The following is a 25,676-nucleotide window of genomic DNA, read 5'->3' on the forward strand; positions in this document are numbered from 1 at the left end:
ATGGATTGATCGCCTGTGCTGGCCTCTTCGCGGGCTCGCCCGCTCCCACAGGTACCCCACACGACTCAGGCCTGTGGTAAACCTGTGGGAGCGGGCGAGCCCGCGAAGAGGCCGAACCTGCCAGGCAAGGCCCAAGAACCTTCCCGCAAACACTGGGTCAAACCCTCATCTCCCCATGTAGTACCGAATGATGTCGCGCCTCGTCGCCCTCTTCTTCCTGCTGTGCATCGGCCTGGCCCAGGCCGCCGCCCCCACCGTGCTGCAACGCCCGATCGACCTCGACACCGGCCAGGGCGTGCTGCACGGCAGCCTGCTGCTGCCGCAACAGCCAACCCCGCCACCGGTGGTGCTGATCATCGCCGGCTCCGGCCCCACCGACCGTGACGGCAACAACCCGGCGTCAGGCCGGGTCGACAACCTCAAACGCCTGGCCCTGCTGCTGGCCAACGAACACATCGCCAGCGTGCGCTACGACAAGCGCGGGGTGGCCGCCAGCCAGCCGGCCACGCCCGACGAGCGTGACCTGAGCGTGGAGCGCTATGTAGCCGACGTGGTCGCCTGGAGCCGCAAGCTCAAGGCCGACCCGCGCTTCGGCCCGTTGATCCTGATCGGCCACAGCGAAGGCGCGCTGATCGCCAGCCTGGCCGCCGAGCAGGCCGGCGCCAGCGCGGTGATTACACTGGCTGGCAGCGGCCGACCGCTGGCCGACGTGCTGCGCGAACAGCTGGCACAGCGCCTGCCACCGGCACAACTGGCCGGCGGCAGCGCCCTGCTCGACCGCCTGCAGGCCGGGCAGACCAGCCTGGAGGTACCGGTGCCGCTGCGTCAGGTGTTCCGCCCAAGCGTGCAGCCCTACCTGATTTCGCTGTTCCAGCAAAACCCGGCGGCGGCCTTCGCCCGCCTGCCCATGCCCGCGCTGATCGTGCAGGGGCGCAACGACGTGCAGGTGGGCGTGATCGACGCCGAACGACTGAAGGCGGCTAAGCCGGATGCCCAACTGGTGCTGATCGATGGCATGAACCACATGCTGCGCATCAGCCCCAAGGCAATGAGCCAACAGCGCGACAGCTACCTCAACCCTGAACTGCCGCTGGCAAGGGAGCTTGGCGAGCAGATTGTGACGTTTATCCAGCATTTGCCTTCTGCCTGACCCTCAGGTCTTGGCCGGTACGGCCGATATTTCAGTATTAGCGGAACTTTGGGGCCGCTGGCGCGCCCCATCGCCGGCAAGCCAGCTCCCACAGGAACACGATAGGCCTGAATGCCCTGCGGTCCCTGTGGGAGCTGGCTTGCCGGCGATGGGCTGCGCAGCAGCCCCTGCCGCATGCCCGTACCCAAGGACAAGCCCTGATGACAACCGCCCCCGCCGCCGTAGAGCCAGCCGAAGAGCCCGAGGAAAGCCCTGCCCTGCCCTGGGCCGATCTGGCCGCCGAACATTTCCAGCTGTTGCGCCTGGCCGCCCTGCCCACCGACCGCAACACCGGCGCGCGGCCCCTGCGCTTCGTGCAGTTCGGCTATGCCGAGCGCCACGACAAGGCCCACAGCCTGCTGCGCATGGAAATCCAGCTGCCCGGGCAGAAGGTGCACAAGGAACAGAACCGCCTGGACATTCGCGTCGACCACTCCGCGCGCCTGGTGCGCATTGGCAATGAACACGGCCTGCAACTGGAGCCGCTGAACCGTGGCATCGGCCGCTTCCTGCTGGCCCAGGCCGCGCAGTGGCTGCAGCGCAAGTGGTCGCACTACCGGATCGAGGGCATGGCGCTGCCGAGCAAGGATGCGCTGAACGAAGACTCACGCCTGCGTCGTGACCACTGCCTGCGCGCGATGGGTATCGGGGTGGAGTACGAGGACAGCCAGCATCTGAAGGGCCGTACCGTGGAAATGACGGTGGGCGAGCTCAAGGGGGCGTGGAACAGCGAGCGCTTGCAGCGAGTGGGGATACTGGATGCTGCCGGCCTGCTGCAGCAGGCTGACCAGCAGTTGCAGGAGAAGGAAGGGCAACTGCGTGAGCGCGATGAACGGGTTGCCAAGTACCAGCGTGAAGACAGCGGGTTGCGCTTTACCATTACCTGTCTGGTGGCGTTTGCGGTGTTCCAGGCGGGGTTGCTGATCTGGATTGCCACGCGCTGACACCGCGTCGCCTGCTTCGCGGGCTTGCCCGCTCCCACAGGAATTGCGCAAAGCCTGAGGACAGCGCTGTACCTGTGGGAGCGGGCAAGCCCGCGAATGGGCCCTGGAATCAGACCCGGGCCTTGAACAGTTCCTGATGCTGGCGGCACTGCTCGGCAGTCAGCATGAACACCCCGTGCCCACCGCGCTCGAACTCCAGCCAGGCAAAGTCCACCTCGGGGTACAGCGCCTCGACATGCACCTGGCTGTTGCCCACCTCGACAATCAGCAAGCCCTTGTCGGTCAGGTGGTCCGCCGCCTCGGCCAGCATGCGCCGCACCAGGTCCAGGCCATCGTTGCCGCAGGCCAGGCCCAACTCGGGCTCGTGGTGGTACTCGGCCGGCATGTCGTCGAAGTCTTCGGCATCGACATACGGCGGGTTGGACAGGATCAGGTCGAAACGCTGCCCCGGCAAACCGCCAAAACCGTCGCCCTGCACGGTGTACACGCGCCCGTCCAGGCCGTGGCGTTCGATGTTCTGGTTGGCCACTTCGAGCGCTTCGAACGACAGGTCGGCCAGCACTACCTCGGCCTCGGGGAACACGTCGGCGGCAACGATGCCGATGCAGCCAGAACCGGTGCACAGGTCAAGAATGCGCGCCGGCTCGCTCGCCAGCCACGGCTCGAAGCGTTTCTCGATCAGCTCGCCAATCGGCGAACGCGGCACCAGCACGCGCTCGTCGACGATGAACGACATGCCGCAGAACCAGGCTTCGCCCAACAGGTAGGCGGCCGGCACGCGTTCTTCGATACGGCGCTTGAGCAGGTGCTGCAGGCGTACCCGCTCGTCGTCCTCGAGCATGCAGTCCAGATAGCTGTCGGCCACCTCCCACGGCAGGTGCACCGCCCCCAGTACCAGCAGGCGGGCCTCGTCCCAGGCGTTGTCGGCACCGTGGCCGAAGAACAGGTCGTGCTCGTGGAAGCGGCTGACCGCCCAGCGGATGTAGTCGCGCAGCGTGCGCAGGCGGGATGTGATCACGGGGTACTCCTAATTCAGACCGGACAAAAGTCTAACAGCCCCACCCGCACATTTGTTCCTTTGCCTTACCCAATGGCTAGCCACAAGCCAGTAACCATGCCGCTTGCGTTGTCAACCATTCCCATTGGCGCCAAGGCAGGGGAGAATAGGTATACAAAAGCCCTATCCAAGGAGCCCTTGATGTCCGTTCCAACCACGATGTTTCGCCTCACTGGCCGCGACTACCCGCCGGCCAAGCTGAGCCACGCCAGCCTGATCATCATCGATGCGCAAAAGGAGTACCTCAGCGGGCCCCTGGCGCTGTCGGGCATGGACGAGGCCGTGGCCAACATCGCCAGGTTGCTCGACGCCGCGCGCAAGAGCGGCCGTCCGATCATCCACGTTCGCCACCTGGGCACTGTCGGTGGCCGCTTCGACCCACAAGGGCCGGCCGGCCAGTTCATTCCGGGGCTGGAGCCGCTGGAAGGCGAAATCGTCATCGAAAAACGCATGCCCAATGCATTCAAGAACACCCAGCTGCATGAGACCCTGCAGGCGCTGGGCCACCTGGACCTGATCGTCTGCGGTTTCATGAGCCATTCCAGCGTCAGCACCACGGTACGCCGCGCCAAGGACTATGGTTACCGCTGCACCCTGGTGGAAGACGCTTCGGCGACCCGCGACCTGGCATTCAAGGATAGGGTGATCCCGGCCGCGCAGATCCACCAGTGCGAAATGGCCGTGATGGCCGACAACTTCGCTTGCGTGGCCCCCACCGCCAGCCTGATCTGAGCGGCTGAGCACAACCGCCCGGCAGCCGAGCGGAACCCGATGGGCGGCCCCAGGTCGAATTCCGGATATCCACAGAGGAGAGCGGAATGAAGCTCAAAGGCAGTTTCGACGCCAAGCGCCTGCGCCCGCGCGAACCGCGTAACTGGGGTGCACGCCTGGCGGCAGGCCTTTCGGCCATGCTGGCGACCCTTGGCGTGCTGCTGGCGATGGCCGGCGTTGCCGGCCTGCTGGGCAACTACCCTGCCCTGGCGGAGCTCAACGCCAACAAACCACTGGCCGGCATCCTCACCGTTGCCGGTTTGCTGCTGCTGTGGCTGGGCGTGCGCTTCTGGCGGCGCAGCCGCATTCGCCTGCGCCGCGGGCGGGAACTGAACCTGTCGCCGCACCTGATGAAGAAGCATGACTGAAACCTGTACCGGCCCTATCGCCGGCAAGCCAGCTCCCACAGGTACCCCACAAGTCCTCAGGCCCTTGGTAATCCTGTGGGAGCCGGCTTGCCGGCGATAGGGCCCACACAGGCTGCACAAGGCCCCACAGTCGCGTAAACTACGCCGCCCACGTGGAGGCATCATGCAAGACGACGATTTTTCCCTGTTCAAGGCCGAAGTGCGGGGTGTCAAACCGATCAGGCACGACCGCGCCGAAGTCGGCAAGCCCAAGGCCGACCGCCAGAAGCTGGCCGGCCTGCGTCAGGCGGCGACCGTGCGCAGTGACAAGGCGCTGGTGATCGACGGCATGTCCGACCAGTTCGTCATCGACGTTGGCGCCGAAGACGAGTTGCTGTGGCGCCGCGATGGCGTGCAGGAAGGCCAGCTGCGCAAGCTGAAGCTGGGGCAGATCCCGTTCGAGGGCAGCCTCGACTTGCATGGCATGACCGTGGAAAAGGCCCGCGAAACCCTGTGGGATTTCATCGCCGAGGCCACCAGACTGGAAGTGCGCTGCGTGCGAGTTACCCACGGCAAGGCCGCGCGCCTGGACGGCAAGCGCCCGATGATCAAGAGCCACGTCAACACCTGGCTGCGCCAGCACCCGCAGGTGCTCGGTTTTGCCTCGTGCAGCGCCCGCCACGGCGGCACCGGCGCGGTGTATGTGATGCTTAAGCGAACCATGCTCGAAGGCCGCGACGAGTAACGCCGCGCTTGCAGCGCCGCCCTCACCGCCGTACCCTTCGTTTTTGCGATTTTTTCCCACAGGTAGATCCATGTCCCTGGAACAGAACTACACCGAGATCCTCAGCCAGATTGGCGAGGACGTCTCCCGTGAGGGCCTGCTCGACACGCCCAAGCGGGCTGCAAAGGCGATGAAGTACCTTTGCCGCGGTTATGAGCAAACACTGGAAGAAGTCACCAACAACGCGCTGTTCAGCTCTGACAACAGCGAAATGGTGCTGGTCCGGGACATCGAGCTGTATTCGATGTGCGAACACCACATGCTGCCGTTCATCGGCAAGGCGCACGTGGCCTACCTGCCCAAGGGCAAGGTACTGGGCCTGTCGAAGGTGGCGCGCATCGTCGACATGTACGCTCGCCGCCTGCAGATCCAGGAAAACCTCAGCCGCCAGGTTGCCGAGGCCGTGCAGCAGGTAACCGGTGCCGCCGGCGTTGCCGTGGTCATCGAAGCCAAGCACATGTGCATGATGATGCGCGGTGTCGAGAAGCAGAACTCGACCATGATCACCTCGGTGATGCTGGGTGAGTTCCGCGAAAACGCCGCCACCCGCAGCGAGTTCCTCAGCCTGATCAAGTGATTGGCTGCTGACCCCGAGCCGACCCTGCCGGGTCGGCTTTTTCATTTCAGGAGTTGCCCATGATCGTCAAAGCCCTGCGGGTTGGCCTCGGCCAGCTCATCGTGTTCGGCGACTGGATCAGCCGCCCGGCCAAGCGCAAGCGCGACGCCGCCGCCCAGGCCCGCGTCGAGCAAGCGGCCCAGAGCCTGGCGCTGTACCAGTTCCACGCCTGCCCGTTCTGCGTCAAGACCCGCCGCACCCTGCACCGTTTGAACGTGCCGGTGGCGCTGCGCGATGCCAAGAACGACCCAGTGCACCGCCAGGCCCTGCAGGAAGGTGGCGGCCGGGTGAAAGTACCGTGCCTGCGTATTGAAGAAGCGGGCAAGGTGACCTGGATGTATGAGTCCAAGGCGATCATTGCCTACCTGGATGAGCGGTTCGCTTCGGCCTGACCGTTTGCCGGCGGCCTGTGCCCGCCTCTTCGCGGGCACGCCCGCTCCCACAGGTTCACCACAGGGCTGAATATTGTGGAATACCTGTGGGAGCGGGCATGCCCGCGAAGAGGCCGGCGAAGGCTATAAACTAGCCCACCATCGGCACATGCCGCGGGTGGCTGCTGACCCGCTCCAGCCAGGCCCTCACTGCCGGGTAGTCGGCCAGGTCGAACCCGCCCTGCTGCGCCACGTGGGTGTAGGCATACAACGCCACATCGGCAATCGAATACTGCTCGCCGACCAGGAACGGCGTCATCTGCAGCTGCCGCTCCATCACCTTCAGTGCCTTGTAACCGCCCTTGTGCAGCTTGCGGTACTCCTCCAGTCGCTCGTCCGGCAACCCCAGGTAGAACTGGATGAAACGCGCCACTGCAATGTACGGCTCATGGCTGTACTGCTCGAAGAACTGCCACTGCAACACCTGGGTGCGCAGGCGTGGCTCGGTGGGCAGGAACTCGCTGCCATCGGCCAGGTAGTTGAGAATGGCATTGGACTCCCACAGGTAGCTGCCGTCTTCCAGCTCCAGCACCGGTACCTTGCCGTTGGGGTTCATCGCCAGGAACTCGGGCGTTTCGGTCTCGCCCTTGAGGATGTCCACCGGGTGCCATTCATATGGCCGGCCCAGCAGGCTCAACATCAGCTTGACCTTGTAACAGTTGCCCGACTGGTAGTCGCCGTAGACCTTGTACATCGCCCCTCTCCCCCTCTATGCCAAAGATCTCGCCTGGCCCTGTAGGAGCAGCCTTGTGCTGCGAAGAGGCCGTTACAGGCGCAGCACCTGCATGGGCTGAAACGGCCTCTTCGCAGCACAAGGCTGCTCCTACAAAAGCGGGCACCATTCTTGTGGCTGCCTGTGCAGTTCTGCATTTGCGCCCAATAGTTGGCGACTGTACGGCTAAAAGCAATGGCCGCTGTATGGCAAGGATCAACCTTGCTCGCTGTAGTCTGAAAAAACTGCTTACACCTTTACAAGGATTTTGTTCATGACCGATGCCACTTCCGTACGCCTGCGGCCCCTGGCAGACAGCTCCCCGTCGGCGGTGGTCGCCGGCTTCATCGCCATGCTCACCGGCTATACCAGCTCGCTGGTGCTGATGTTCCAGGCCGGCCAGGCAGCCGGGCTGACCACCGCGCAGATTTCCTCATGGATCTGGGCGTTGTCGATCGGCATGGCGGTGTGCAGCATCGGCCTGTCGCTGCGTTACCGCACACCGATCACCGTGGCCTGGTCCACCCCCGGCGCCGCCCTGCTGATCACCAGCCTGGGCGGGGTCAGCTATGGCGAAGCGATCGGCGCCTACATCACCTGTGCCGTGCTGGTGCTGATCTGTGGCCTGACCGGCAGCTTCGAGCGCCTGGTCAAGCGCATCCCGGCCTCGCTGGCCTCGGCGCTGCTGGCGGGTATCCTGTTCAAGATCGGCAGCGAAATCTTCGTTGCCGCCCAGCATCGCACCCTGCTGGTACTGGGCATGTTCTTCAGCTACCTGCTGGTCAAACGCCTGTCGCCGCGTTACTGCGTGCTGGCCGCGCTATTGGTGGGTACGGCGCTGTCCGGCGCCCTGGGCCTGCTGGACTTCAGCGGCTTCCGGCTGGAGATGGCCACGCCGGTGTGGACCACGCCAAGCTTCTCGCTGGCGGCGACCATCAGCATTGGCATTCCGCTGTTCGTGGTGGCGATGACCTCGCAGAACATGCCGGGTGTGGCCGTGCTGCGCGCCGACGGCTACCAGGTGCCGGCCTCGCCGCTGATCTCGGCCACCGGCTTTGCCTCGCTGCTGCTGGCGCCGTTTGGTTCGCATGGGGTCAACCTGGCGGCGATCAGCGCGGCAATCTGCACCGGGCCGCATGCCCATGAAGACCCGGCCAAACGTTATACCGCGGCGGTGTGGTGCGGGATTTTCTATGGCATTGCCGGGGTGTTCGGCGCGACCTTGGCGGCGCTGTTTGCGGCGCTGCCGAAAGAGCTGGTGCTATCGATTGCGGCGCTGGCGCTGTTCGGCTCGATCATGAACGGGCTGACCGTGGCAATGAGCGAAGCGCGCGAACGGGAGGCGGCGGTGATTACCTTCATGGTGACCGCTTCGGGGCTGACCTTGTTCTCGATCGGCTCGGCGTTCTGGGGGATTGTGGCGGGGGTACTGGCCTTGATGATCCTCAACCCGCGCAGGGCCTGAAGGTATTTGTTGCCTGTACTGGCCTCTTCGCGGGTAAACCCGCTCCCACAGGGATCACACAATATTCAGCATTGTGGTATTCCTGTGGGAGCGGGTTTACCCGCGAAGGGGCCGGTACAGGCAACACAAGCCCCAGGTCCAGATCACAACCTGAAATGCCCCACCATCCCCTTCAGGTCGGTACCCAGCTGCGCCAGCTCGATACTCGACCGGGCATTATCCTGCATCGCCAACGCCGCCTGATCGGCACTACCACGGATCTGCGTGACGCTGCGGCTGATCTCTTCTGCCACCGAGCTCTGCTGCTCGGCCGCCGCGGCAATCTGCTGGTTCATCTGCTGAATCAATGACACCGCCGCCGCAATGCTGCCCAGCGCGCTTTCGGTCTGCAGTGCATCAGCCACCGCCAAACGCACCAGCTCGGTACTGCCGCGAATCTGCGCCACCGACTGCTGGGCATTGCCGCGCAGGCTGGCGACCAAGGTCTCGATCTGCTCGGTAGACTGCCGGGTACGCCGCGCCAGCGCACGCACCTCGTCAGCGACCACGGCAAAGCCACGCCCCTGCTCACCCGCGCGGGCGGCTTCGATAGCAGCATTCAGCGCCAGCAGGTTGGTCTGCTCGGCCACGCTCTTGATCACTTCCAGCACGTCGCCAATGGTGTGGATCTCGGCACTGAGGCTGTCGATACCGGCGCTGGCCGTCTCCGCCGCCGCCGCCAGTTGCTCGATGCGCTGCATGCTCTGGCGCACCACCTGCTGCCCGGAATCAACCTTCTCATCCGCTGCCTGGGCCGCCTGCGCCGCCTCTTCGGCATTACGCGCCACATCGTGCACGGTGGCGGTCATCTGCTGCATGGCGGTGGCCACCTGCTCGGTCTCTTCCTTCTGGCTGCCCACCTCGCGGTTGGTCTGTTCGGTCACCGCCGACAGCGCCTGCGCATTGCCGGCCAGTTGCTCGATGCCCTGCTGCAAACCGCTGACAATGCCCGACAGGCCCGCCGCCATCTGCTGCATGGCCTGCATCAGCTGCCCTACTTCGTCACGGCGTGGTGCCTGGGCGTCGAAGCTCAGCTCGCCGGCAGCGATGCGCTGGGCGCGGGCAATCACATGCTTGAGCGGGCCGACCACGGCGCGGGTGATCAGCCAGGCTGCCAGCACACCTACCAGCAGCGCCAATGCGGTAGCCAGGCCGATGGCCACGGCATTGCGTTGCAGTTCGCCCTGCAGGGCCTGCTCCTGCCCCAGGTAAGCCTGGTCGACCCGGTTGGTGACTTGCTCGGCACTGGCCTGCAACTGCGCCTTCAAGCCCTGCTCGCGGGCCAGTTGGTCCGTGTATTCGTTAAGCTTTTCCGAGAAGCTACCAATGTGCCCCGCCACTTCGCCCAACACACTCTGGTAGCCGGCATCGCTGACAGCGCCCTGCAACTGGCTAACCAGGCTGGCGGCCTCTACAGTCTGGGCGATGCGTTCCTGGCTGACGCCCTCTTCGCCCTTGCGGCTTTTTTCCAGGCGTACCCGCGCTTCGTCCATGGCCTGCAGCATCAGCCGCGACACCTGCGCCACCTGCGCGGCCTGCTCGAGGAACGCGCCGCCCTGCTGGCCCTGGGACTGCTTGAGGGTATACACGCCGTCATCGGCCAGGCCGGCCTGCAGTACGTCGAGGTTGTTGGCCACGCTGGACACCGACCAACTGGCCATGTCCAGCGCCAGCTCCTTGGCCTGCACCGCCTCGACAAAGGCCTCGAACGCCTGGCCATAGGCTGCCAGGTCGGTTTCCGCCGCCGCCAGCGCCGGCAGGCCACGGGCGCGTTCGGCCAGGCCCTGCAAGCCGCTGCGCAAGGCCTCGGCCTGCTGCAGGTCGGAGCGCAGGGCAAAGGCCTGCTCGTGCTGGCGCAAGCGCAGCAGGTCAGTATTGAACTGGGCCAGCTGGCGCAAGCTGTCGAAGCGCTGGCCAACGCTGTGCAGCGCGGCAATGCCAATGCCGGCCACCGCCAAGGTCAGCACCAGCACCAGGGCAAAGCCCAGGCCGAGTTTGCGTGCCATGCCCAGGTTCGCCAGCACACCGTGCTTGCTCGTGCCCATGCCGATTCCCCTTCTGCGTGCGAGGTTATCCCGAAGGCCAAGGGTGGCAACGTTGCCAGCCGATGAACAAGGGCCTGACGTCAGAATAGTGTCAAATAGCTATGAGCGTGTCGCTATCAGCTTGGCAGAGGTCGCCCTGCGTGCTGAAGGAAGGCCTGGGCGCGGGAGTCCTGCCCGTAAGCGACATTGATGCGCAGCCAGGCGCTGGCCGCGCCTTGGTAATCGAAGGCGCTGCCGGGGGTTAGCAGCACGTCGTGTTCCAGTGCAAGGCGCTCCAGGCTGGCAAAATCGCGGCCTGGCACCCGGGCCCAGACGGTTGTAGTAGCCGGGGTTTTCCACAAGGACCGTGTCGCCCGGACGCAGCAGGGTGCGCACCAGCAGGTCCAGGCCGTGGCTGGCGCCGTGGGTGGTGAGGAAACGTTCGGGGCCGGCGGCGATGCCCAGCTGCGCCAGGCGCTTGTGCAGCTGTTGGCGCAGGCTGGCCAGGCCAAGGGGTGGGCAATAGTCGAACAGGTCCTGCGGGTTGCCACGGCTTACCTGGCGCACTGCCTGGGCCAGCTCGGTGGCCGCGCGCCAACTACGACGCACTGACCGCCTGGCTGCGGGCCAAGGCCCGAATCGACGGCAGGCGCGCGCCGGGCGCAGGCGTTGCTGGTCGATCCAGGTTTGCAGGTGGTCGGTGAGTTGCTGCACCAGCGGGGTGGGGCTGGTGCGGTCGAGGGGCAAGTGTTCGCTGGTTTTGAGCGAACAGTTAAGCATAAAGGATTGGCGGTGTGTCTGGTGATGGGGGTGGGCTGGCATCAGAGTGGGCAGGCCCGACCCTTTCGCGGGTGAACCCGCTCCCACAGAGATCGCACCCAACCCGAGAGCGGTGCAGTACCTGTGGGTTTACCCGCGAAGAAGGCCACATCGATATCGGCTCAGATCGCCGTAGCCCCACCATCCACTGCCAGGCAATGCCCTGTGGTAAACGCCGCGTCATCACTGCACAGGTACAGCACGGCGCTGGCAATTTCCTCGACCTTGCCAATGCGCCCCACCGGATGCATGGCAGCGGCAAACTCGGCCTTGCGTGGGTCGGCCTCATAGGCGCGGCGGAACATGTCGGTGTCGATCACCGCCGGGCACACCGCATTCACCCGGATGCCCTTCTTGGCGTATTCGATGGCCGCCGACTTGGTCAGGCCGATCACCGCGTGCTTGGAGGCGCTGTAGATGCTCATCTTCGGCGCCGCGCCCAAGCCCGCCACCGAAGCGGTATTGACGATGGCCCCACCGCCCTGGGCCAACAGCAACGGCAGCTGGTACTTCATGCACAGCCACACACCCTTCACGTTGACGCCCATGATGGCATCGAACTCCGCCTCGCTGCCCTCGGCCAGGCGGCCCTGCTCTATCTCGATACCTGCGTTGTTGTAGGCATAGTCCAGCCGGCCGTAGGCAGCGATCAGGCGCTCGTGCAGTTGGCGCACCTCGGCGTCACGAGTAACGTCGCAGGCAATGAACAGCGCCTCCCCGCCCGCGGCGTGGATCAGGGCTACAGTGGCCTCGCCGCCGGCCGGGTCGAGGTCGGCCACCACCACCTTCAGGCCCTCCTGGGCGAAAGCCAGGGCGGTTGCCCGGCCGATGCCGGCGCCGCCGCCGGTGACCAGGGCAACCTGGCCGGAAAAGGTCATGCTCATCGCGTGCTCCAAAGCGTGCTTGGTGGGGTTCAGAGCATAGTCAGCCACCGCTCGCCCGGGCAGCATCATCACCCCACCGGTTGGGCTACCATGCTTGTCAGTGATGTTAAGGACCTGCCTACATCAACAGGGTAGATTTGACGCCTCCCCCTTCCATTGCCCACAAGGACCCGCCATGACCAACACCAACCGCCGCTTCCTGCTCGCCAAACGCCCGGTCGGCGCCGTGCGCCGTGACGACTTCAGCTTCGAGACCGTGCCCGCCGAACAACCCGGCGAAGGCCAGGTGCTGGTGCGCAACCTGTACCTGTCGCTGGACCCGGCCATGCGCGGCTGGATGAACGAAGGCAAGTCCTACATCCCGCCCGTGGCCCTGGGCCAGGTGATGCGCGCGCTGGGTGTTGGCGAGGTTGTTGCCTCCAACCATCCCAGTTACAAGCCGGGCGACCATGTAAGCGGCGCCCTTGGCGTGCAGGACTACTTCACTGGCGAACCCCAGGGCCTGCACAAGATCGACCCCAACCTGGCGCCCCTGCCCCGCTATCTGTCGGCGCTGGGCATGACCGGCATGACCGCCTATTTTGCCCTGCTGGACGTCGGCCAACCCAAGGCCGGTGACACCGTGGTGATTTCCGGCGCGGCTGGCGCGGTGGGCAGCATTGTCGGGCAAATTGCCAAGATCAAAGGCTGCCGCGTGGTCGGCATTGCCGGCGGCGCCGAGAAGTGCCAGTACCTGAAGGACGAACTGGGCTTTGATGGGGTGATCGACTACAAGGCCGAAGACGTGCTGGCCGGCCTGAAGCGCGAATGCCCCAAAGGCGTGGACGTGTACTTCGACAACGTCGGCGGCGACATCCTCGACGCCGTGCTGACCCGCATCAACTTCAAGGCACGCATCGTGATTTGCGGCGCGATCAGCCAGTACAACAACAAGGAAGCGGTAAAAGGCCCGGCCAACTACCTGTCGCTACTGGTGAACCGCGCGCGCATGGAAGGCTTCGTGGTGATGGATTACGCCAAGGATTACGGCAAGGCCGCGCTGGAGATTGCCGGGTGGCTGGCCAGCGGGCAGGTGAAGAGCAAGGAAGATGTGGTGGAAGGGCTGGAGACCTTCCCCGAGACCTTGCTGAAGCTGTTCAGTGGGGAGAACTTTGGCAAGTTGGTGCTGAAGGTATAAACCCCTCAACACTGCGCGGTCCCCTGTAGGAGCGGCCTTGTGTCGCGACGGGGTCGCGCAGCGGCCCCTCATTTGTAGCTTCGCCGCAGATATTGCCGGGGCCGCTTTGCGGCCCAATCGCGACACAAGGCCGCTCCTACACTGACCACCTATGCAGGAGCAGCGCGTCAGACTTTCCTGAACCTTGCCCCCACCGCTTCAGCTTGAAGCAGCAAGCGAACTATCCTACGCAGCGATCGGAAGCAGCTGAATTGTCGAGGAAATCCCTCAGGGATAACTTCACCGGGTCGCCATGTTGGTGACCGGGTGTGAGAACCTGTTATGCACTGCTGCTCAACTGTTCAATGGCAGCCATTCGCGGGCAGGCTTTGGCTTGGCCGGCGTCAGTGCACCGGTTTCTCACCCCGCGCAATGGCTGCCACCTTTATCCGTGAGAAAGATCCGGGTGGTTGCTCCTCGTCACGCACTGGATTTTCACCATGAAAACGAACACCCCATCCCCCATCCTCACCGCAGGCGTTGAAACCTTCCTCGAAGCCGGCAACCCCACCCTCGACCTGCTCCGCGTACAGCCCGGCGTGCCCATCGATGATGCCTACGAGCACGTGTCAGTCCTGCTGGGCTACATCAAGCACCTTGTGCGCGAAGGCGACATGGAAGATGACCACAAACTGCTGGGCTCCGCCGATTACCTGCTGGCCATGGCCAAGGCCCTGATGAACGACATCGAACTGGCCAAGAACAAGCTGCACTGACAGGCTTTGAGGGAACAACCCAAAATCCAAAAGCTGACTCACCCGCTCCCACAGGTCCAGCTCTGCCTGTGAGGCTGCGCTCTTCTGTGGGAGCCGGCTTGCCGGCGATCACCGCCAAAGGCGGTGCCATGTACCAAACAAAAAAGGCCAGCACTCTCGTGCCGGCCTTTCTTTACAACGCGGGCTACTTACCCACGAATCTCCGCCACCACCGCAGCCAACGCCTGCGCCGGATCGGCAGCCTGGCTGATCGGCCGGCCGATCACCAGGTAATCCGAACCCGCATCCAGTGCCTGGCGCGGGGTGAGGATACGGCGCTGGTCATCCTGCGCACTGCCCGCCGGGCGAATACCCGGGGTCACCAGTTGCAGCGACGGGTGCGCAGCCTTCAGTGCCGGGGCTTCCAGAGCCGAGCACACCAAACCGTCCATGCCAGCCTTCTCGGCCAGCGCCGCCAGGCGCAGCACCTGCTCTTGCGGGTCGACATCCAGGCCGATGCCGGCCAGGTCTTCACGCTCCATGCTGGTCAGCACAGTCACGCCAATCAGCAACGGCTGCGGGCCGCTGCGCTTGGCCAGCTCTTCGCGGCAGGCCGCCATCATGCGCAGGCCACCGGAGCAATGCACGTTCACCATCCACACACCCATCTCGGCCGCAGCCCTCACCGCCATGGCGGTGGTGTTGGGGATGTCGTGGAACTTGAGGTCCAGGAACACTTCGAAGCCCTTGTCGCACAGGGTTTCGACAATGCCCGAAGCGCTGCTGGTGAACAGCTCCTTGCCAACCTTCACCCGGCACAGCGCAGGGTCAAGCTGGTCAGCCAGCTTCAGGGCGGCCTCACGGGTAGGGAAATCCAGGGCGACGATCAGGGGCGTCTGGCAGGCGGACATGGGCAGGGTCTCTTGGCAAGTCGAAAACGGCGCGCATTGTAAACGAAGTGGCGCAGGCTTTGGGGCCCGCGGGTCACGGAATTGGCCCGACAGTGGCTGGCTCCTATAATTGAACCAACGGAACGGGCAATTGCTCAACATTTGTACAAGCGCTGCCCATCACCAGCAAAGGAGAACGACAATGCCCTGGTATGCCTGGCTGATACTCATCATAGCCCTCGGCTCGATCGTCGGCGGGCTGATGCTGCTGCGCGACACCGCAAAAAAACTGCCACTGACCGAAGAACAGCTGCGCAAGGTACATGAGCGCAATGCCGAAGCGGATGCCAAGGATGCGCAGGACCGCTAGCACCCCCGCTGGTCGCTGGCACGATCTGACCGCTGATACGGTCCATGTACCGTCGCAAGGCCGCTTTCATAGAATTGCACATAACTCATTGAATCAGCAGGGTCCCTGTGGGAGCGGCTTTAGCCGCGAATACCGGCGCAGCCGGTGCCATGCACCGCGTTTGGTTGTTCGCGGCTAAAGCCGCTCCCACAGGGTACGCGGACCGCTTTTGGATTCAGTTCTCTGAATTGAATCTTCATCAAAGGCAGGGCCAGGACACAAACCCCAGCCCCCTCCCCCTTATTCCACCATCACCTTGTCCCGGTTACGCTCCAGCAACGCATTACCAATCCCCTTGATCTCCAGCAGCTCATCCACCGAAGCAAACGGCCCATTGGCCTCCCGGTAGGCCACTATGGCCTCAGCCTTGGCCTTCCCTATCCCGTTCAGCTCCTTCTGCAAAGTAAGCGCATCAGCCGTGTTCAGGTCCAGCCGCTGCGGCTGCTGGGCCTGCTGCTGGGTTACCACCGGCACCGGCTCGGCCACCGCCGTGGTGCTGGCCGGGGCGGCGCTAAGGGAAAAGGACAGGCTGGCGAACAGCGGCAGCAGCAAGTACGACAGAACGTTGTTACGCATGGTGAACACTCCTGGGTTGGTCATTTTCCAGCAGCCGGTTTCCTTCAGCTGCGCAATCAACCCTAGCGGCAAACCCGACATCGAAACAGCTACCATCATCGGCCAATGGTTACCAAATCGATCAATCACCCAGCCAACTTCGCCAACCCAAAAAACAATCGCCTTTTCCCTCCACCCCCCAGCCCGAGAGCATTGGCGCCATGCATCACGGCCTGTAGCCGAATACCCGTTTGTCCGATGCCGCATTCACAGCAAAACCTGCCCACATTCCTACAACCTCCGGTGAACAAGGCCTGAGCAGGAACAACAGCACTCTCCAGCGGGCCATCCCCGCCTACGCCAACTGGCATCACATGAACCAACTGCTAGATTTTTTGAGCAATGGACAGCCGTTTGCTTGAAGGACCCAAGCTGCATGCCCTCACCCACCCGCCGCTTGCCCTCGCTCCCGGCCCGTCCACAAGGCCAGTCTCCGCGCGCCTGCCCGGCCCCTTTTGGCCCACCCGTACTAGCCCGTCCAGCAAGAGGATCACCGCCGTGCCCCTCAAGACCCTCACCGTATTTGGCACCCGTCCAGAAGCCATCAAGATGGCCCCCCTTGCCCTGCAACTCGCCCAGGACGCCCGCTTCGAGTCGCGCGTGTGCGTAACCGGCCAACACCGGCAAATGCTCGACCAGGTACTGGAACTGTTCGGTATCACCCCCGATTACGACTTGAACATCATGAAACCCGGCCAGGACCTGACCGGCGTGACCACCGGGATTTTGCAGGGTATCCAGCCGGTACTGGCCGAATTCAAGCCCGATGTGGTGCTGGTGCATGGCGACACCGCGACCACTTTTGCTACCAGCCTGGCGGCCTATTACCAACAAATACCCATAGCCCACGTAGAAGCCGGCCTGCGCACCAATAACCTGTATTCACCCTGGCCAGAGGAAGGCAACCGGCGCCTTACCGGCACCCTGGCCGCCCTGCACTTCGCCCCCACCGCCACCTCGCGTGACAACCTGCTAAGGGAAGGCATCGACCCGGCGAGCATCTTCACCACCGGCAACACTGTGATCGACGCCCTGCTGGAAGTGGTGCACAAACTGGAGAGCCCGGCGCTGAGGGCACAGTTCGAGCGCCAGTTCGATTACCTGGCTGCCAACCGCCGCATGGTTTTGGTAACAGGCCATCGTCGCGAGAACTTTGGCGGTGGCTTCGAACGCATCTGCCAGGCTTTGGTACAGACGGCGCGCCAGTTTCCCGAGGTGGATGTACTGTACCCGGTGCACCTCAACCCCAACGTGCGCGAACCGGTCAACCGCCTGCTGGCGGATGTGGGGAATATCTACCTGATCGAACCACTGGATTACCTGCCGTTCGTTTATCTGATGAGCCGGGCGTATGTAATTTTGACCGACTCGGGGGGCATTCAGGAGGAAGCGCCGGCGCTGGGTAAGCCGGTGCTGGTGATGCGCGATACCACGGAGCGGCCAGAGGCCGTGGCGGCGGGGACGGTGAAGCTGGTGGGTACGGAAGTTGAGACTATTGTCGGAGAGTTGGCTCGGTTGCTGACGGATGAGGGGGCGTATCGGGAGATGAGCGTGGCGCATAATCCGTATGGGGATGGGGAAGCGTGTGGGCGGATAGTGGGGGCGCTTGCTGATTTTGCTGTTGAATCAAATTGTCGAGAAGGCACCTAATGCCACAAGGCCATAGAAAATCGAAGATAACAACAAGCGGCCCGCGCTATACAGCCGCCTTAATTAGAGACTTGACGCTAGACGGCGGCTGCCCTTTTTGGGGCAGCCAGTGGCCGACAGCATGACGACCTTGGAGGGAGTATCAGCCCCGGTGACGACCGCGGAAGTAATTGATCAGTCCTTGAGTTGAACCGTCATCAGCGGTCTCTTCACGGCTGCCAATCAAACGCTGGTAGATCCCCTCCCCCAACTCCTTGCCCAGCTCCACGCCCCACTGGTCGAAGGCGTTGATGCCCCAGATCACGCTCTGCACGAACACCTTGTGCTCGTACATCGCCACCAGCGCGCCCAGGCGGCGCGGGCTGATGCGTTCCACCACCAGGGTGTTGCTCGGACGATTGCCTGGGATCACCTTGTGCGGGGCCAGCTTTTCGATGTCCGCTTCGTTCAGGCCTTTGCCACGCAGCTCTGCCTCGGCTTCCTCGCGGGTTTTGCCCAACATCAGCGCCTGGCTCTGCGACAGGCAGTTGGCGTACAGCCACTGATGATGGTCGGCCACCGGGTTGAAGCTCACCACCGGCACGATGAAGTCGGCCGGAATCAGCTGGGTGCCCTGGTGCAGCAGCTGGTGGTAGGCATGCTGGCCGTTGCAACCGACGCCACCCCAGATAACCGGACCGGTGTCGGTCTTCACCGGGGTGCCGTCCTGCAGCACGCTCTTGCCGTTGGACTCCATGTCCAGCTGTTGCAGGTGCTTGGTGATGTTGCGCAGGTAGTGGTCGTACGGCAGGATCGCGTGACTCTGGGCGCCCCAGAAGTTGCCGTACCACACGCCCAGCAGGGCCAGCAGCACCGGCATGTTCTTGTCGAACGGCGCGGTCTGGAAGTGCTGGTCCATGGTGTAGGCACCGGACAGCAGTTCCTTGAAGTTGGCGGTACCGATGGCCAGGGCGATCGGCAGGCCGATGGCCGACCACAGCGAGTAGCGCCCGCCCACCCAGTCCCACATCGGGAAGATGTTTTCTTCGCGGATGCCGAAGGCCACGGCGGCGGCCTTGTTGCTGGAAACGGCGATGAAGTGGCGATACAGCTCGGCTTCCGAACCGCCCTGGGCCAGGTACCAGGTACGGGCGGCTATGGCGTTCTTCAGGGTCTCGAGCGTGTTGAACGACTTCGACGAGACGATGAACAGGGTGGTTTCGGCGCGCAGGTTGGCCGACAGCTCGTGGAACTCACTGCCGTCGATGTTCGCCAGGTAGTGGCAGCGCACGCCGCGCTGGGCGTAGGGCAGCAGCGCCTCGGACACCAGTTCGGGGCCGAGGAACGAGCCGCCGATGCCGATGTTGACCACGTCAGTGATCGGCTTTTCGCTGTAGCCACGCCACAGGCCGTCGTGAATGCGGCCGACCAGTTCGGTGATCTGGTTGAGCACCTTGTGTACTTCCGGCATGACGTTCACGCCGTTGACGCTGAGCTTGTCGCCTACCGGCCGGCGCAGGGCGGTGTGCAGCACCGGGCGACCTTCGGAGGCGTTGATGATTTCGCCGCTGAACATCGACTTGATGGCGTCCTGCAGGCCCACTTCGTTGGCCAGGTTCACCAGCAGGTCGCGGCTTTGTTCGGTGATCAGGTTTTTCGAATAGTCGAGGAACAGGCCGCAGGAGCTCAGGGAGAACTGGTCGAAGCGCTTGGTATCGGCGGCGAAAGCTTCGCGCATGCTGAAACCTTGCATGGCGTCGCGGTGTTGCTGAAGCGCCTGCCAGGCAGGCAGAGCCGTCACATCATGGGGTGTTCGGTAATACGCCATTGCGGGGGTCCTTGATGCATGGTGATGCCTTTAAAACGGCAGACATTGCCAGGCAGCGATAACGCAAATGCATAATCCATTGCGCCACAGAGTATGCAGCGCACGGTGCTATCTTTACTGGGTAATTAAATCCGACAATGCGGATTTGCAGGCTACCCCAGTATTTGCAAAGTAATCCTGCCAGCCCTTGAACTCCGTCCAGGCCGAAACAAAGACAAAATCAGTCTCGAACATTTCAGAAACCGTATGATCGTAACGACTGTCTCCAATAAAGAGCGCAGGGAATTCAATGTTACCTGCAGCGATTTCCCGGGCGAAAATGGTGTCTTTGGGATCGGGACTGCCAAAAATCCCGCCATCGAAGTAATCAGATATGCCCCGTTCAGAAAACACATGCCTCAACTCGACCTGAGCACCACCAGAGACAACCAGCCATTTAGCATTCGGCGAAGCGAATCGAAAATCCTCAAGGCCCTCTGCAATCTTACATTGCATCAGGCCATCTGCAACTTCCTTGCTATAGGCATCTAGCAGGTATTGCATGCCCGACTCATCCGAGCGCACACCCACTATTTCATTTAAGAAGTATTCAAACTTTTTAAACCTGGATATACCGCCATTGGCAGTATGATGCTCGACGAGCGCTTGCGCAGCTGCTTCACCGTAGCGCAGTGCGGCCAAGTAGAACGCCTGTGTTTTTACGCGATTCGAATCTAAAACCACGCCATCACAATCAAAAATGATTGTTTTATACTTTTGCAAGTTCAAACCCAAGCTCCTGCAGCGCACGCTCTACAACATCTACATCGGTAGATACATCCACTGCCAGGCTACCACCGCTGGTTTCGACCATTTTGACTGGCACACCCAACTCGAGGAACCGCAGAATTTCGATGTCCTCGCTGCTTTCTACCTCACCTTTTCGGCCAAAGCTGGCGTAGCTATCCAGTTGCTGGCGGGTGAATCCATAAATGCAGACTTGTTTTTTGTAGCGGCTTGGCGCAACGGCCGGATCTTTAAAACCAGGAACCGGTAGGCGAGACATGTACATCAGGTCACCTTTTTCAGTAGTGACCACTTTAGGAATATTGACGCTGTTTGGGTCTTCCGCATCATCAATCCAGCAGTAACCGTTCACCACCGAATCCATTGCCACCTTCTTGAGCTCCAGAACTTTCTGGATATCAACAGGATCAATCAGCGGCTCATCACCTTGTACGTTGATGTAGATGTCAGCCTCAATTTGCTGAGCAGCCTCTGCCAGACGGTCAGTCCCAGTCAGGGCCGTGCTGCTCGTCATCACCACATTGAAACCAGCACCTTCCACCACCTGCGCTATGCGGTCATCTTCGGTAGCAACAAAAACGTTTTCTTGGCCGACCGCTTTGGCAGACAGTTCGGCCACCCAAAGGATCATGGGTTTTCCCAGCAGATTCACCAAAGGCTTACCTGGGAACCGTGACGATTTATAGCGTGCAGGAATTACGACAACTGATTTCATATTAGTCAGATCGCATAAATAGATTTGGATTCGATCGCATAACGCGAAGGCGTTACTGCGGTGACGGGCAACTCCGGCGTCGACTTGAGGAACAGTTCCAACACAGACTCAACTTCAGCTGTACGCGGGTCATCTGCGCCATACCCATCAAACCCTGCCAAGTTGATCGAACGCGCATCCCCACTAGCAGCGATGGCCAACGCGTAAGCAAATACCAAAGAGGTCGGCAACGTGCAGTGTGTTGAGTTGAACTCAAACATATCCGGGTTGACGGTAATCCCGAAGTCAAGAAGGGTCGTCTCCCCCAATGCTTGCCTTACATCTTCTGGTAGCATGCTAGCTGGGGTTACCAGCGGCTGCGGCAAACGAGCATGCTCTGCGCAGTCAGCTAGCAGACGAACCGGATGGCAAGCCACTCTCACATCAATCAATTCCGAAGCAATCTTCGCTTGTGTGTTGAGTGCCATTACAAACGGCTTGCACCTGCGAATATAGGCCTCAATCGCAGCCCTATGCTTTTCCACACCAGGCCCGGTGCCCAGCAGCAACACATCGCGACCCGCTAATACCTCTGCGGGAGCCCAGCTCCCCTGCGTAGGGCTCTGATAGAAGACCCGGGCGGAATTCAATGTGCGCGAGCTGAATTTTTTGCCACCCTCAACACGCAGGTGCTCTATAACAGCCAGGATATCTTCTTCGCCATAACGCGAGTCGCCCAGCATTTCCTGGATGTAGGTAGGGTGTATCCCATACTTACCCGCCAGGTAATAGTAAGTATTGGTACCCCACCCACACTCATGCTGCAGAGGACGGAAGTAGCGATTGATCACGCCCATCAAGGGAACAACGTTAGCGCTTAGCCCACTGCGCTCCGAGAGCTCGATGACCAAGTACTCAGTTTTCGCATTACCGGGGCCACGCCCCATGCCGGTAACGGTGGCGTCCAACCAAGTGACGCCTTCGTCCAAGGCGCGCAGAGTGTTTTGTAGTGCCAAGCCCATGTTGTCATGAGTGTGAATACCCAGAGGGCCCTTCCAGCGCGAGCGCAGCCAACCGACAACCTGTGCCACTTGGTCAGGGCTCATGCTGCCCATGCTGTCAGCGAAATACAGAACATCCAATGGCCAGTTGGCGGCTGCGGCGGCCAAAGTCTCAACTTCCTGCTGATTACGGTCAGCAATCTGCATGAGGTTGAATCCGACCTGGAAACCGCGCTCTTTCAGCCAGGCCGAGGCAGGAAGTGATTGTTCGAATTCGTGTACATGGCAGGCGATACGCACGAGTTCCACAGGCGACGTCGCCGCGGTCTCTGGAAACAGCCGGCTTAAGACCTCTTCCATCGGCAGGTCACTGCTGAGCAGCTCCACAGCATTAATCATGACCGCGACTGAGAGTGAGTCAGGTACATCGAGACTGCGGATGTAATGATCGGTGGTAAAAGCGCTTGCGCCCTTGAAACCGGAATTTTTCAGAGAGCGTAAACCCAGTTCAACGACGTTAACCCCTGCAGCAACCATTGCCTTCAGGTAGTCATCAACTACATCTTCCGGAAAATCCCAAGAATTATAGTAACCACCATCGCGCAAGGTGCAATCGATAACAGTACTTCCACTCAATTTGAACCTCCCTCAATAACCTGAACCAATTCGTCATACACAACCTGCCAGTCCAGACTGTAACTGATAAAATCCATTCTCAAGTCAGAGTCCTCAGGACGATCAACAATATGTTTGACGTCTATGAGGCGGGTTCGCTTGCGAATGTGATTATTCGCATTAAGCATCTTCGTATTCAAATGCGCCACCCCTGGACGCCCAGAAAACCTCGCAACATGCAGGCCACCTGTACCAGAGTTACCTACATAAGCATCGACAAAGTTTGCATATTGAATTTTTTTGAAACTAGCAGCCCCAACAACATTAAAAACAGATATCGAACCATCCAGCCTTTCTACTATCTGATTTACAACGCCATTATCAAGATCAGTTTCACGTTGATCTCGAGATGTTGAGTGTATCGGCGAGGTCCACCCATCGAATACAACACCAACCTCTGGATATACAAGCCTTAATGAATTCAATATATTGACCGCAGCATCAACCTGCTCTAGCCATGAGCGCTTCTGGACAGTGACACCAAACCAAATCAATGGATAGCAGGACATCAATCCCGCCGTAGTTACTGGATCTAGCGACGCCATCCCCTTCCGCACCGAAGAAATAAATCTCCTATCAAAATTAGTCACATTTTCAATCCGCGCCTGATTAAATACCGCACCAACATGAAAATAGAATCCCTTGGATTTTAATAGCTTACCCCATACTTCGTCGGGCGCAAGAAACTCCTCAGGAACACTTAATCCATACAACTTAGCGAACGAACAGAAATCTGCACCCTTATAATAAACGATACTTGGCAAACGCTCCAACAGACTCGCCCGATGAAGATCATCTATCGCTGGAGCCACATCATAGTAGAAATGGTATGGTCGACCGTGAGACGCAATCACCCCAGAGAAAGCTCGTTCTCCTGAAGCGTAATCACCAACCGCAACAATGCTACGAATCAGTTTGTAAATAAAACCTTTTACAAGAGCATCAGACAAGTGCGGAGTCAATGCGATTACATCTCTTGTAGGAAAATATACAGCATCCGCGGAACCCACATGTTGGAATATGAAGAATGCCTCACCCGTTGACGAGACAAACCTGAGCACATTGACTTCATACCCCATTACATAGCTTTCATTACAGAATGCCATACCATATCCAAACGGATCAGGCACAATCACAGAACCTTTGGATAACGCAGTCTCTACAGCATTTATGCAAAAATCGCTGGATGTAACATAATTCAAGAATGGCAAGACCCGCGCTAGCGATGCAGGAACCTTACCGAAAGCCAACTCTTTCAAGCTGGCGACCTGCACACCCTTGAAGATAATATCCTCAAGGATTGCATCGCTTATTTTCGTTAGAAAACCAGACAGTTCCCCCGCAAGCCTCTTGATATCTTTACAAGCAATGAACTCAGACCACAACTGTTGCATACTGGCAGCCTTAAAACCAGTTGCTGCGGCATGAATCACGCGCCAAGGATATTCCTCTCCATCAGCTACAAAGAAAATCTCGACTGGCTGACTTAGATCTACCTCAACAGATGTACTGAACCCACAACGCAACTGGGGATGCACACTAAGCGAATTCTCAGAAACTTTTAGAACACTGCACAACACATCACGACGCTCGACCGTTGCACGGATCTGGCTCTCTACGACACCGTTCCGAACCAGCAAGTAAGTATCCGAGGTATTACTACCCTTCAAAAACCAACCCGCAATAGATAGCTTTGCACCACCCAGTTGACGATGGGATGGGGTATCCAGGCACGAGTGAGGCACAACCCTCTTTAAGTTTGACTTAGCTTTATCGAGCACCGAAAGCTCTAAAAAATCAGGATACACAAATTCCTCCCTACTTAATCGTATCGAGCAGTCAGCACTCAGATTCAAAAACTCAAATCAAACCACGAGAAAATGCAGCACGCTTCCATCCGTACAAAACATCACCACCATAAGGACGGGAGTACATTATCCAGCGAAACTCTCCACGCTGATCAGACTCAAGATCCATTGCAAGCTTCTCGATATCGCTAGGGGAAAACATCCCACGATAAACGCCATCCAACTTAATAATCGGCAAGCCAATACGATGCAAGAAGATCCCATTCTGATGAATCTGCGACCCATGCATAAAGCAGCCAATAAACTTGGAAATCACCTCCCCCTTCACGGCGCTCCGAATACTTTCACTTGCAGATGAAGAGTTAGTCACAGCCCCGCAAACAAACTCCGAAAAGCCAGTAAGGGAATCCGCATAATGGACCTCAATCTCTGACAGAGATTCAAAATCGGCATTCAATGCAGAAACACCAGCTATCGCGGCTGGGGAATGCAGATACTTATTGATAACCTCTTTGCTCACAGAAGAAAACGAAAAACGCGGCGCCAGTGACAAAGCAGATGTGCGGGATAGATGGGCGATATCCTCCAGCACAGCATCATCTCTATGCAATAGTGCCGAAGCACGCTCAGTATCATATAATGACTTGAAATTATCGGGCGAACTTACGATACGTTTTAGCGTTTTCGACAGAGCCATTTCGCCCGTCTTAATTACGACTGGGCGCACATCCGTGCACTTATAGTTCTGCCAGTATTTTTTCAGCTTAGGATGATTTAGAACCCCGCCACCCAAGGCAATACAGAAAGAGCCTAGATGATGCTCAATCTCATAATTCTCAGTCGCACCCAAAACTTCTACGCTGGAATCAAACATTTCCTCCAAGAAGCGGACATTATGCTTACGGCTGAAAAACACGCTATCGTTGACTAGTAGCATTCGCGGGCACTGCTCAGCGAGCCCACTCGAATAGAGGTACTTGAATCCGGACTTATAGCTGCCAAAATCGCGCCCATAATTATACTTCTCTATATAGCAATCGATAACATCGCTATACAGATCCGGCTGTTTCAGCTTGAGGGTATTTACGCATACCACATAAAGACCCAGCGCCTTCGCAGCACGCAAAAAATGAATCACATCATTACGAATAGTCCCTTTTTGATACAACGCCATCAGAACTATTTTTTGGCCTTGGTAAGCAGACGAGTAAAATACCTGATCACTCTTACCCAAACTCTTAAACCAGTTGACGTGAGACTGCAGCGAAACGTATGCATGTGCTGCCGGGTAGACCAACTGGTCAGCGATCCTATGGAAAATACTCACAAAAAACCCTCAAATCAATAT

24 protein-coding genes and 2 pseudogenes are annotated in these 25,676 nt (G+C 60.1%); 12 read left to right on the forward strand and 14 right to left on the reverse strand.

Annotated features, from left to right (window positions below; translation table 11 throughout):
* Positions 1–187: 187 nt before the first annotated feature.
* Both IMX18_RS17395 and IMX18_RS17400 read left to right on the forward strand, forming a co-directional pair.
* Positions 188–1,150, forward strand: a complete 963-nt coding sequence (locus IMX18_RS17395) for an alpha/beta hydrolase (protein WP_217190322.1) — start codon at positions 188–190, stop codon at positions 1,148–1,150.
* Positions 1,151–1,350: 200 nt separating this feature from the next.
* Positions 1,351–2,133 carry a hypothetical protein gene (locus IMX18_RS17400; RefSeq protein ID WP_015269351.1) on the forward strand — a complete coding sequence of 261 codons (783 nt, stop codon included), beginning with the start codon at positions 1,351–1,353 and terminating at the stop codon, positions 2,131–2,133.
* A 109-nt stretch (positions 2,134–2,242) separates the two neighbouring features.
* Here IMX18_RS17400 and prmB read toward each other — a convergent pair whose 3' ends face one another.
* Positions 2,243–3,151, reverse strand: coding sequence for a 50S ribosomal protein L3 N(5)-glutamine methyltransferase (gene prmB / locus IMX18_RS17405; protein WP_015269350.1), 909 nt, complete (start codon positions 3,149–3,151; stop codon positions 2,243–2,245).
* A 180-nt stretch (positions 3,152–3,331) separates the two neighbouring features.
* On the opposite strand from prmB, the gene IMX18_RS17410 reads away from it, so the two are divergent.
* The 5 genes from IMX18_RS17410 (at position 3,332) to IMX18_RS17430 (ending at position 6,100) form a co-directional block, all read left to right on the forward strand.
* Positions 3,332–3,922 carry a cysteine hydrolase family protein gene (locus IMX18_RS17410; RefSeq protein ID WP_015269349.1) on the forward strand — a complete coding sequence of 197 codons (591 nt, stop codon included), beginning with the start codon at positions 3,332–3,334 and terminating at the stop codon, positions 3,920–3,922.
* An 86-nt stretch (positions 3,923–4,008) separates the two neighbouring features.
* Positions 4,009–4,329: a hypothetical protein gene (locus IMX18_RS17415; RefSeq protein ID WP_024086500.1), complete on the forward strand. Its 321-nt coding sequence runs from the start codon at positions 4,009–4,011 to the stop codon at positions 4,327–4,329.
* 163 nt (positions 4,330–4,492) lie between these two features.
* Positions 4,493–5,053 (forward strand): Smr/MutS family protein, encoded by a 561-nt coding sequence (locus IMX18_RS17420; RefSeq protein WP_013971503.1) that lies wholly within the window; start codon positions 4,493–4,495, stop codon positions 5,051–5,053.
* 70 nt (positions 5,054–5,123) lie between these two features.
* On the forward strand, positions 5,124–5,669 hold the full coding sequence (gene folE / locus IMX18_RS17425) for a GTP cyclohydrolase I FolE (RefSeq protein WP_013971502.1): 546 nt from the start codon (positions 5,124–5,126) through the stop codon (positions 5,667–5,669).
* Positions 5,670–5,728: 59 nt separating this feature from the next.
* Positions 5,729–6,100, forward strand: a complete 372-nt coding sequence (locus IMX18_RS17430; RefSeq protein ID WP_015269347.1) for a glutaredoxin family protein — start codon at positions 5,729–5,731, stop codon at positions 6,098–6,100.
* 130 nt (positions 6,101–6,230) lie between these two features.
* On the opposite strand, the gene IMX18_RS17435 is transcribed toward IMX18_RS17430, so the two are convergent.
* Entirely contained in the window at positions 6,231–6,833 is a 603-nt protein-coding gene (locus tag IMX18_RS17435) for a glutathione S-transferase family protein (protein ID WP_015269346.1), read from the reverse strand.
* A 292-nt stretch (positions 6,834–7,125) separates the two neighbouring features.
* Here IMX18_RS17435 and IMX18_RS17440 point away from each other — a divergent pair, with 292 nt between their 5' ends.
* The gene (locus IMX18_RS17440) at positions 7,126–8,316 is read left to right on the forward strand and encodes a benzoate/H(+) symporter BenE family transporter (protein WP_217190324.1); all 1,191 of its coding nucleotides are present in this window, start codon (positions 7,126–7,128) and stop codon (positions 8,314–8,316) included.
* 143 nt (positions 8,317–8,459) lie between these two features.
* Here the strand turns inward: IMX18_RS17440 and IMX18_RS28545 are convergent, their stop codons facing one another.
* From IMX18_RS28545 to IMX18_RS17455, 4 genes and pseudogenes are all read right to left on the reverse strand, one after another.
* Positions 8,460–9,341 carry a methyl-accepting chemotaxis protein gene (locus IMX18_RS28545; RefSeq protein ID WP_371034086.1) on the reverse strand — a complete coding sequence of 294 codons (882 nt, stop codon included), beginning with the start codon at positions 9,339–9,341 and terminating at the stop codon, positions 8,460–8,462.
* Between the two features lie 27 nt (positions 9,342–9,368).
* Positions 9,369–10,400, reverse strand: a pseudogene (locus tag IMX18_RS28550) (methyl-accepting chemotaxis protein); the annotation flags it as partial.
* A gap of 315 nt (positions 10,401–10,715) precedes the next feature.
* Positions 10,716–11,159 (reverse strand): annotated as a pseudogene (locus IMX18_RS17450) (aminotransferase class I/II-fold pyridoxal phosphate-dependent enzyme); the annotation flags it as partial.
* A gap of 161 nt (positions 11,160–11,320) precedes the next feature.
* Complete coding sequence (locus IMX18_RS17455; RefSeq protein WP_217190327.1) at positions 11,321–12,082, reverse strand: SDR family oxidoreductase; 762 nt, start codon at positions 12,080–12,082, stop codon at positions 11,321–11,323.
* A gap of 175 nt (positions 12,083–12,257) precedes the next feature.
* Here IMX18_RS17455 and IMX18_RS17460 point away from each other — a divergent pair, with 175 nt between their 5' ends.
* Together IMX18_RS17460 and IMX18_RS17465 are read left to right on the forward strand one after the other, a co-directional pair.
* A complete protein-coding gene (locus IMX18_RS17460) occupies positions 12,258–13,259 on the forward strand; it encodes an NADP-dependent oxidoreductase (RefSeq protein ID WP_085721740.1) in 1,002 nt (333 codons plus the stop codon).
* A gap of 479 nt (positions 13,260–13,738) precedes the next feature.
* The gene (locus tag IMX18_RS17465; protein WP_189121671.1) at positions 13,739–14,014 is read left to right on the forward strand and encodes a DUF3077 domain-containing protein; all 276 of its coding nucleotides are present in this window, start codon (positions 13,739–13,741) and stop codon (positions 14,012–14,014) included.
* Positions 14,015–14,202: 188 nt separating this feature from the next.
* Here IMX18_RS17465 and pyrF read toward each other — a convergent pair whose 3' ends face one another.
* Positions 14,203–14,904, reverse strand: coding sequence for an orotidine-5'-phosphate decarboxylase (pyrF, locus tag IMX18_RS17470; protein ID WP_015269338.1), 702 nt, complete (start codon positions 14,902–14,904; stop codon positions 14,203–14,205).
* Positions 14,905–15,085: 181 nt separating this feature from the next.
* On the opposite strand from pyrF, the gene IMX18_RS17475 reads away from it, so the two are divergent.
* Positions 15,086–15,253, forward strand: a complete 168-nt coding sequence (locus IMX18_RS17475) for a DUF2897 family protein (RefSeq protein WP_010952850.1) — start codon at positions 15,086–15,088, stop codon at positions 15,251–15,253.
* Positions 15,254–15,532: 279 nt separating this feature from the next.
* On the opposite strand, the gene IMX18_RS17480 is transcribed toward IMX18_RS17475, so the two are convergent.
* Complete coding sequence (locus tag IMX18_RS17480; protein ID WP_024086485.1) at positions 15,533–15,868, reverse strand: ComEA family DNA-binding protein; 336 nt, start codon at positions 15,866–15,868, stop codon at positions 15,533–15,535.
* A 537-nt stretch (positions 15,869–16,405) separates the two neighbouring features.
* On the opposite strand from IMX18_RS17480, the gene wecB reads away from it, so the two are divergent.
* Positions 16,406–17,557, forward strand: a complete 1,152-nt coding sequence (gene wecB / locus IMX18_RS17485) for a non-hydrolyzing UDP-N-acetylglucosamine 2-epimerase (protein WP_217190330.1) — start codon at positions 16,406–16,408, stop codon at positions 17,555–17,557.
* Positions 17,558–17,699: 142 nt separating this feature from the next.
* Here the strand turns inward: wecB and pgi are convergent, their stop codons facing one another.
* The 6 genes from pgi to IMX18_RS17515 all read right to left on the reverse strand — a co-directional run bounded on the left by pgi (position 17,700) and on the right by IMX18_RS17515 (position 25,655).
* A complete protein-coding gene (gene pgi / locus IMX18_RS17490; protein WP_217190332.1) occupies positions 17,700–19,364 on the reverse strand; it encodes a glucose-6-phosphate isomerase in 1,665 nt (554 codons plus the stop codon).
* A gap of 114 nt (positions 19,365–19,478) precedes the next feature.
* Positions 19,479–20,132, reverse strand: coding sequence for an HAD family hydrolase (locus tag IMX18_RS17495; protein ID WP_223175411.1), 654 nt, complete (start codon positions 20,130–20,132; stop codon positions 19,479–19,481).
* Positions 20,113–20,865 (reverse strand): 3-deoxy-manno-octulosonate cytidylyltransferase, encoded by a 753-nt coding sequence (locus tag IMX18_RS17500; RefSeq protein ID WP_217190865.1) that lies wholly within the window; start codon positions 20,863–20,865, stop codon positions 20,113–20,115. The genes IMX18_RS17495 and IMX18_RS17500 overlap by 20 nt, the downstream gene beginning before the upstream one ends.
* 5 nt (positions 20,866–20,870) lie before the next feature.
* Positions 20,871–22,481 carry an aldolase catalytic domain-containing protein gene (locus IMX18_RS17505; RefSeq protein WP_217190867.1) on the reverse strand — a complete coding sequence of 537 codons (1,611 nt, stop codon included), beginning with the start codon at positions 22,479–22,481 and terminating at the stop codon, positions 20,871–20,873.
* Positions 22,478–24,328: a hypothetical protein gene (locus IMX18_RS17510; protein ID WP_217190870.1), complete on the reverse strand. Its 1,851-nt coding sequence runs from the start codon at positions 24,326–24,328 to the stop codon at positions 22,478–22,480. Before IMX18_RS17510 ends, IMX18_RS17505 begins: the two co-directional genes overlap by 4 nt.
* A gap of 52 nt (positions 24,329–24,380) precedes the next feature.
* Positions 24,381–25,655, reverse strand: a complete 1,275-nt coding sequence (locus tag IMX18_RS17515) for a rhamnan synthesis F family protein (protein ID WP_217190872.1) — start codon at positions 25,653–25,655, stop codon at positions 24,381–24,383.
* Between the last annotated feature and the right edge of the window lie 21 nt (positions 25,656–25,676).

It is taken from the genome of Pseudomonas shirazica (assembly GCF_015168335.1).
Classification (GTDB): domain Bacteria; phylum Pseudomonadota; class Gammaproteobacteria; order Pseudomonadales; family Pseudomonadaceae; genus Aquipseudomonas; species Aquipseudomonas asiatica.

Bases quoted from the DNA above. Each gene is read 5' to 3' on its own strand.
- IMX18_RS17455 (WP_217190327.1), bottom strand. From the start codon at position 12,082: ATGAGCATGACCTTTTCCGGCCAGGTTGCCCTGGTCACCGGCGGCGGC.
- IMX18_RS28545 (WP_371034086.1), bottom strand. From the start codon at position 9,341: ATGCAGGCCATGCAGCAGATGGCGGCGGGCCTGTCGGGCATTGTCAGC.
- IMX18_RS17475 (WP_010952850.1), top strand. From the start codon at position 15,086: ATGCCCTGGTATGCCTGGCTGATACTCATCATAGCCCTCGGCTCGATC.
- IMX18_RS17400 (WP_015269351.1), top strand. From the start codon at position 1,351: ATGACAACCGCCCCCGCCGCCGTAGAGCCAGCCGAAGAGCCCGAGGAA.
- IMX18_RS17460 (WP_085721740.1), top strand. From the start codon at position 12,258: ATGACCAACACCAACCGCCGCTTCCTGCTCGCCAAACGCCCGGTCGGC.
- IMX18_RS17440 (WP_217190324.1), top strand. From the start codon at position 7,126: ATGACCGATGCCACTTCCGTACGCCTGCGGCCCCTGGCAGACAGCTCC.
- IMX18_RS17410 (WP_015269349.1), top strand. From the start codon at position 3,332: ATGTCCGTTCCAACCACGATGTTTCGCCTCACTGGCCGCGACTACCCG.
- IMX18_RS17500 (WP_217190865.1), bottom strand. From the start codon at position 20,865: ATGAAATCAGTTGTCGTAATTCCTGCACGCTATAAATCGTCACGGTTC.
- IMX18_RS17420 (WP_013971503.1), top strand. From the start codon at position 4,493: ATGCAAGACGACGATTTTTCCCTGTTCAAGGCCGAAGTGCGGGGTGTC.
- pgi (WP_217190332.1), bottom strand. From the start codon at position 19,364: ATGGCGTATTACCGAACACCCCATGATGTGACGGCTCTGCCTGCCTGG.
- folE (WP_013971502.1), top strand. From the start codon at position 5,124: ATGTCCCTGGAACAGAACTACACCGAGATCCTCAGCCAGATTGGCGAG.
- IMX18_RS17435 (WP_015269346.1), bottom strand. From the start codon at position 6,833: ATGTACAAGGTCTACGGCGACTACCAGTCGGGCAACTGTTACAAGGTC.
- IMX18_RS17430 (WP_015269347.1), top strand. From the start codon at position 5,729: ATGATCGTCAAAGCCCTGCGGGTTGGCCTCGGCCAGCTCATCGTGTTC.
- IMX18_RS17415 (WP_024086500.1), top strand. From the start codon at position 4,009: ATGAAGCTCAAAGGCAGTTTCGACGCCAAGCGCCTGCGCCCGCGCGAA.
- IMX18_RS17395 (WP_217190322.1), top strand. From the start codon at position 188: ATGATGTCGCGCCTCGTCGCCCTCTTCTTCCTGCTGTGCATCGGCCTG.
- IMX18_RS17465 (WP_189121671.1), top strand. From the start codon at position 13,739: ATGAAAACGAACACCCCATCCCCCATCCTCACCGCAGGCGTTGAAACC.
- IMX18_RS17480 (WP_024086485.1), bottom strand. From the start codon at position 15,868: ATGCGTAACAACGTTCTGTCGTACTTGCTGCTGCCGCTGTTCGCCAGC.
- pyrF (WP_015269338.1), bottom strand. From the start codon at position 14,904: ATGTCCGCCTGCCAGACGCCCCTGATCGTCGCCCTGGATTTCCCTACC.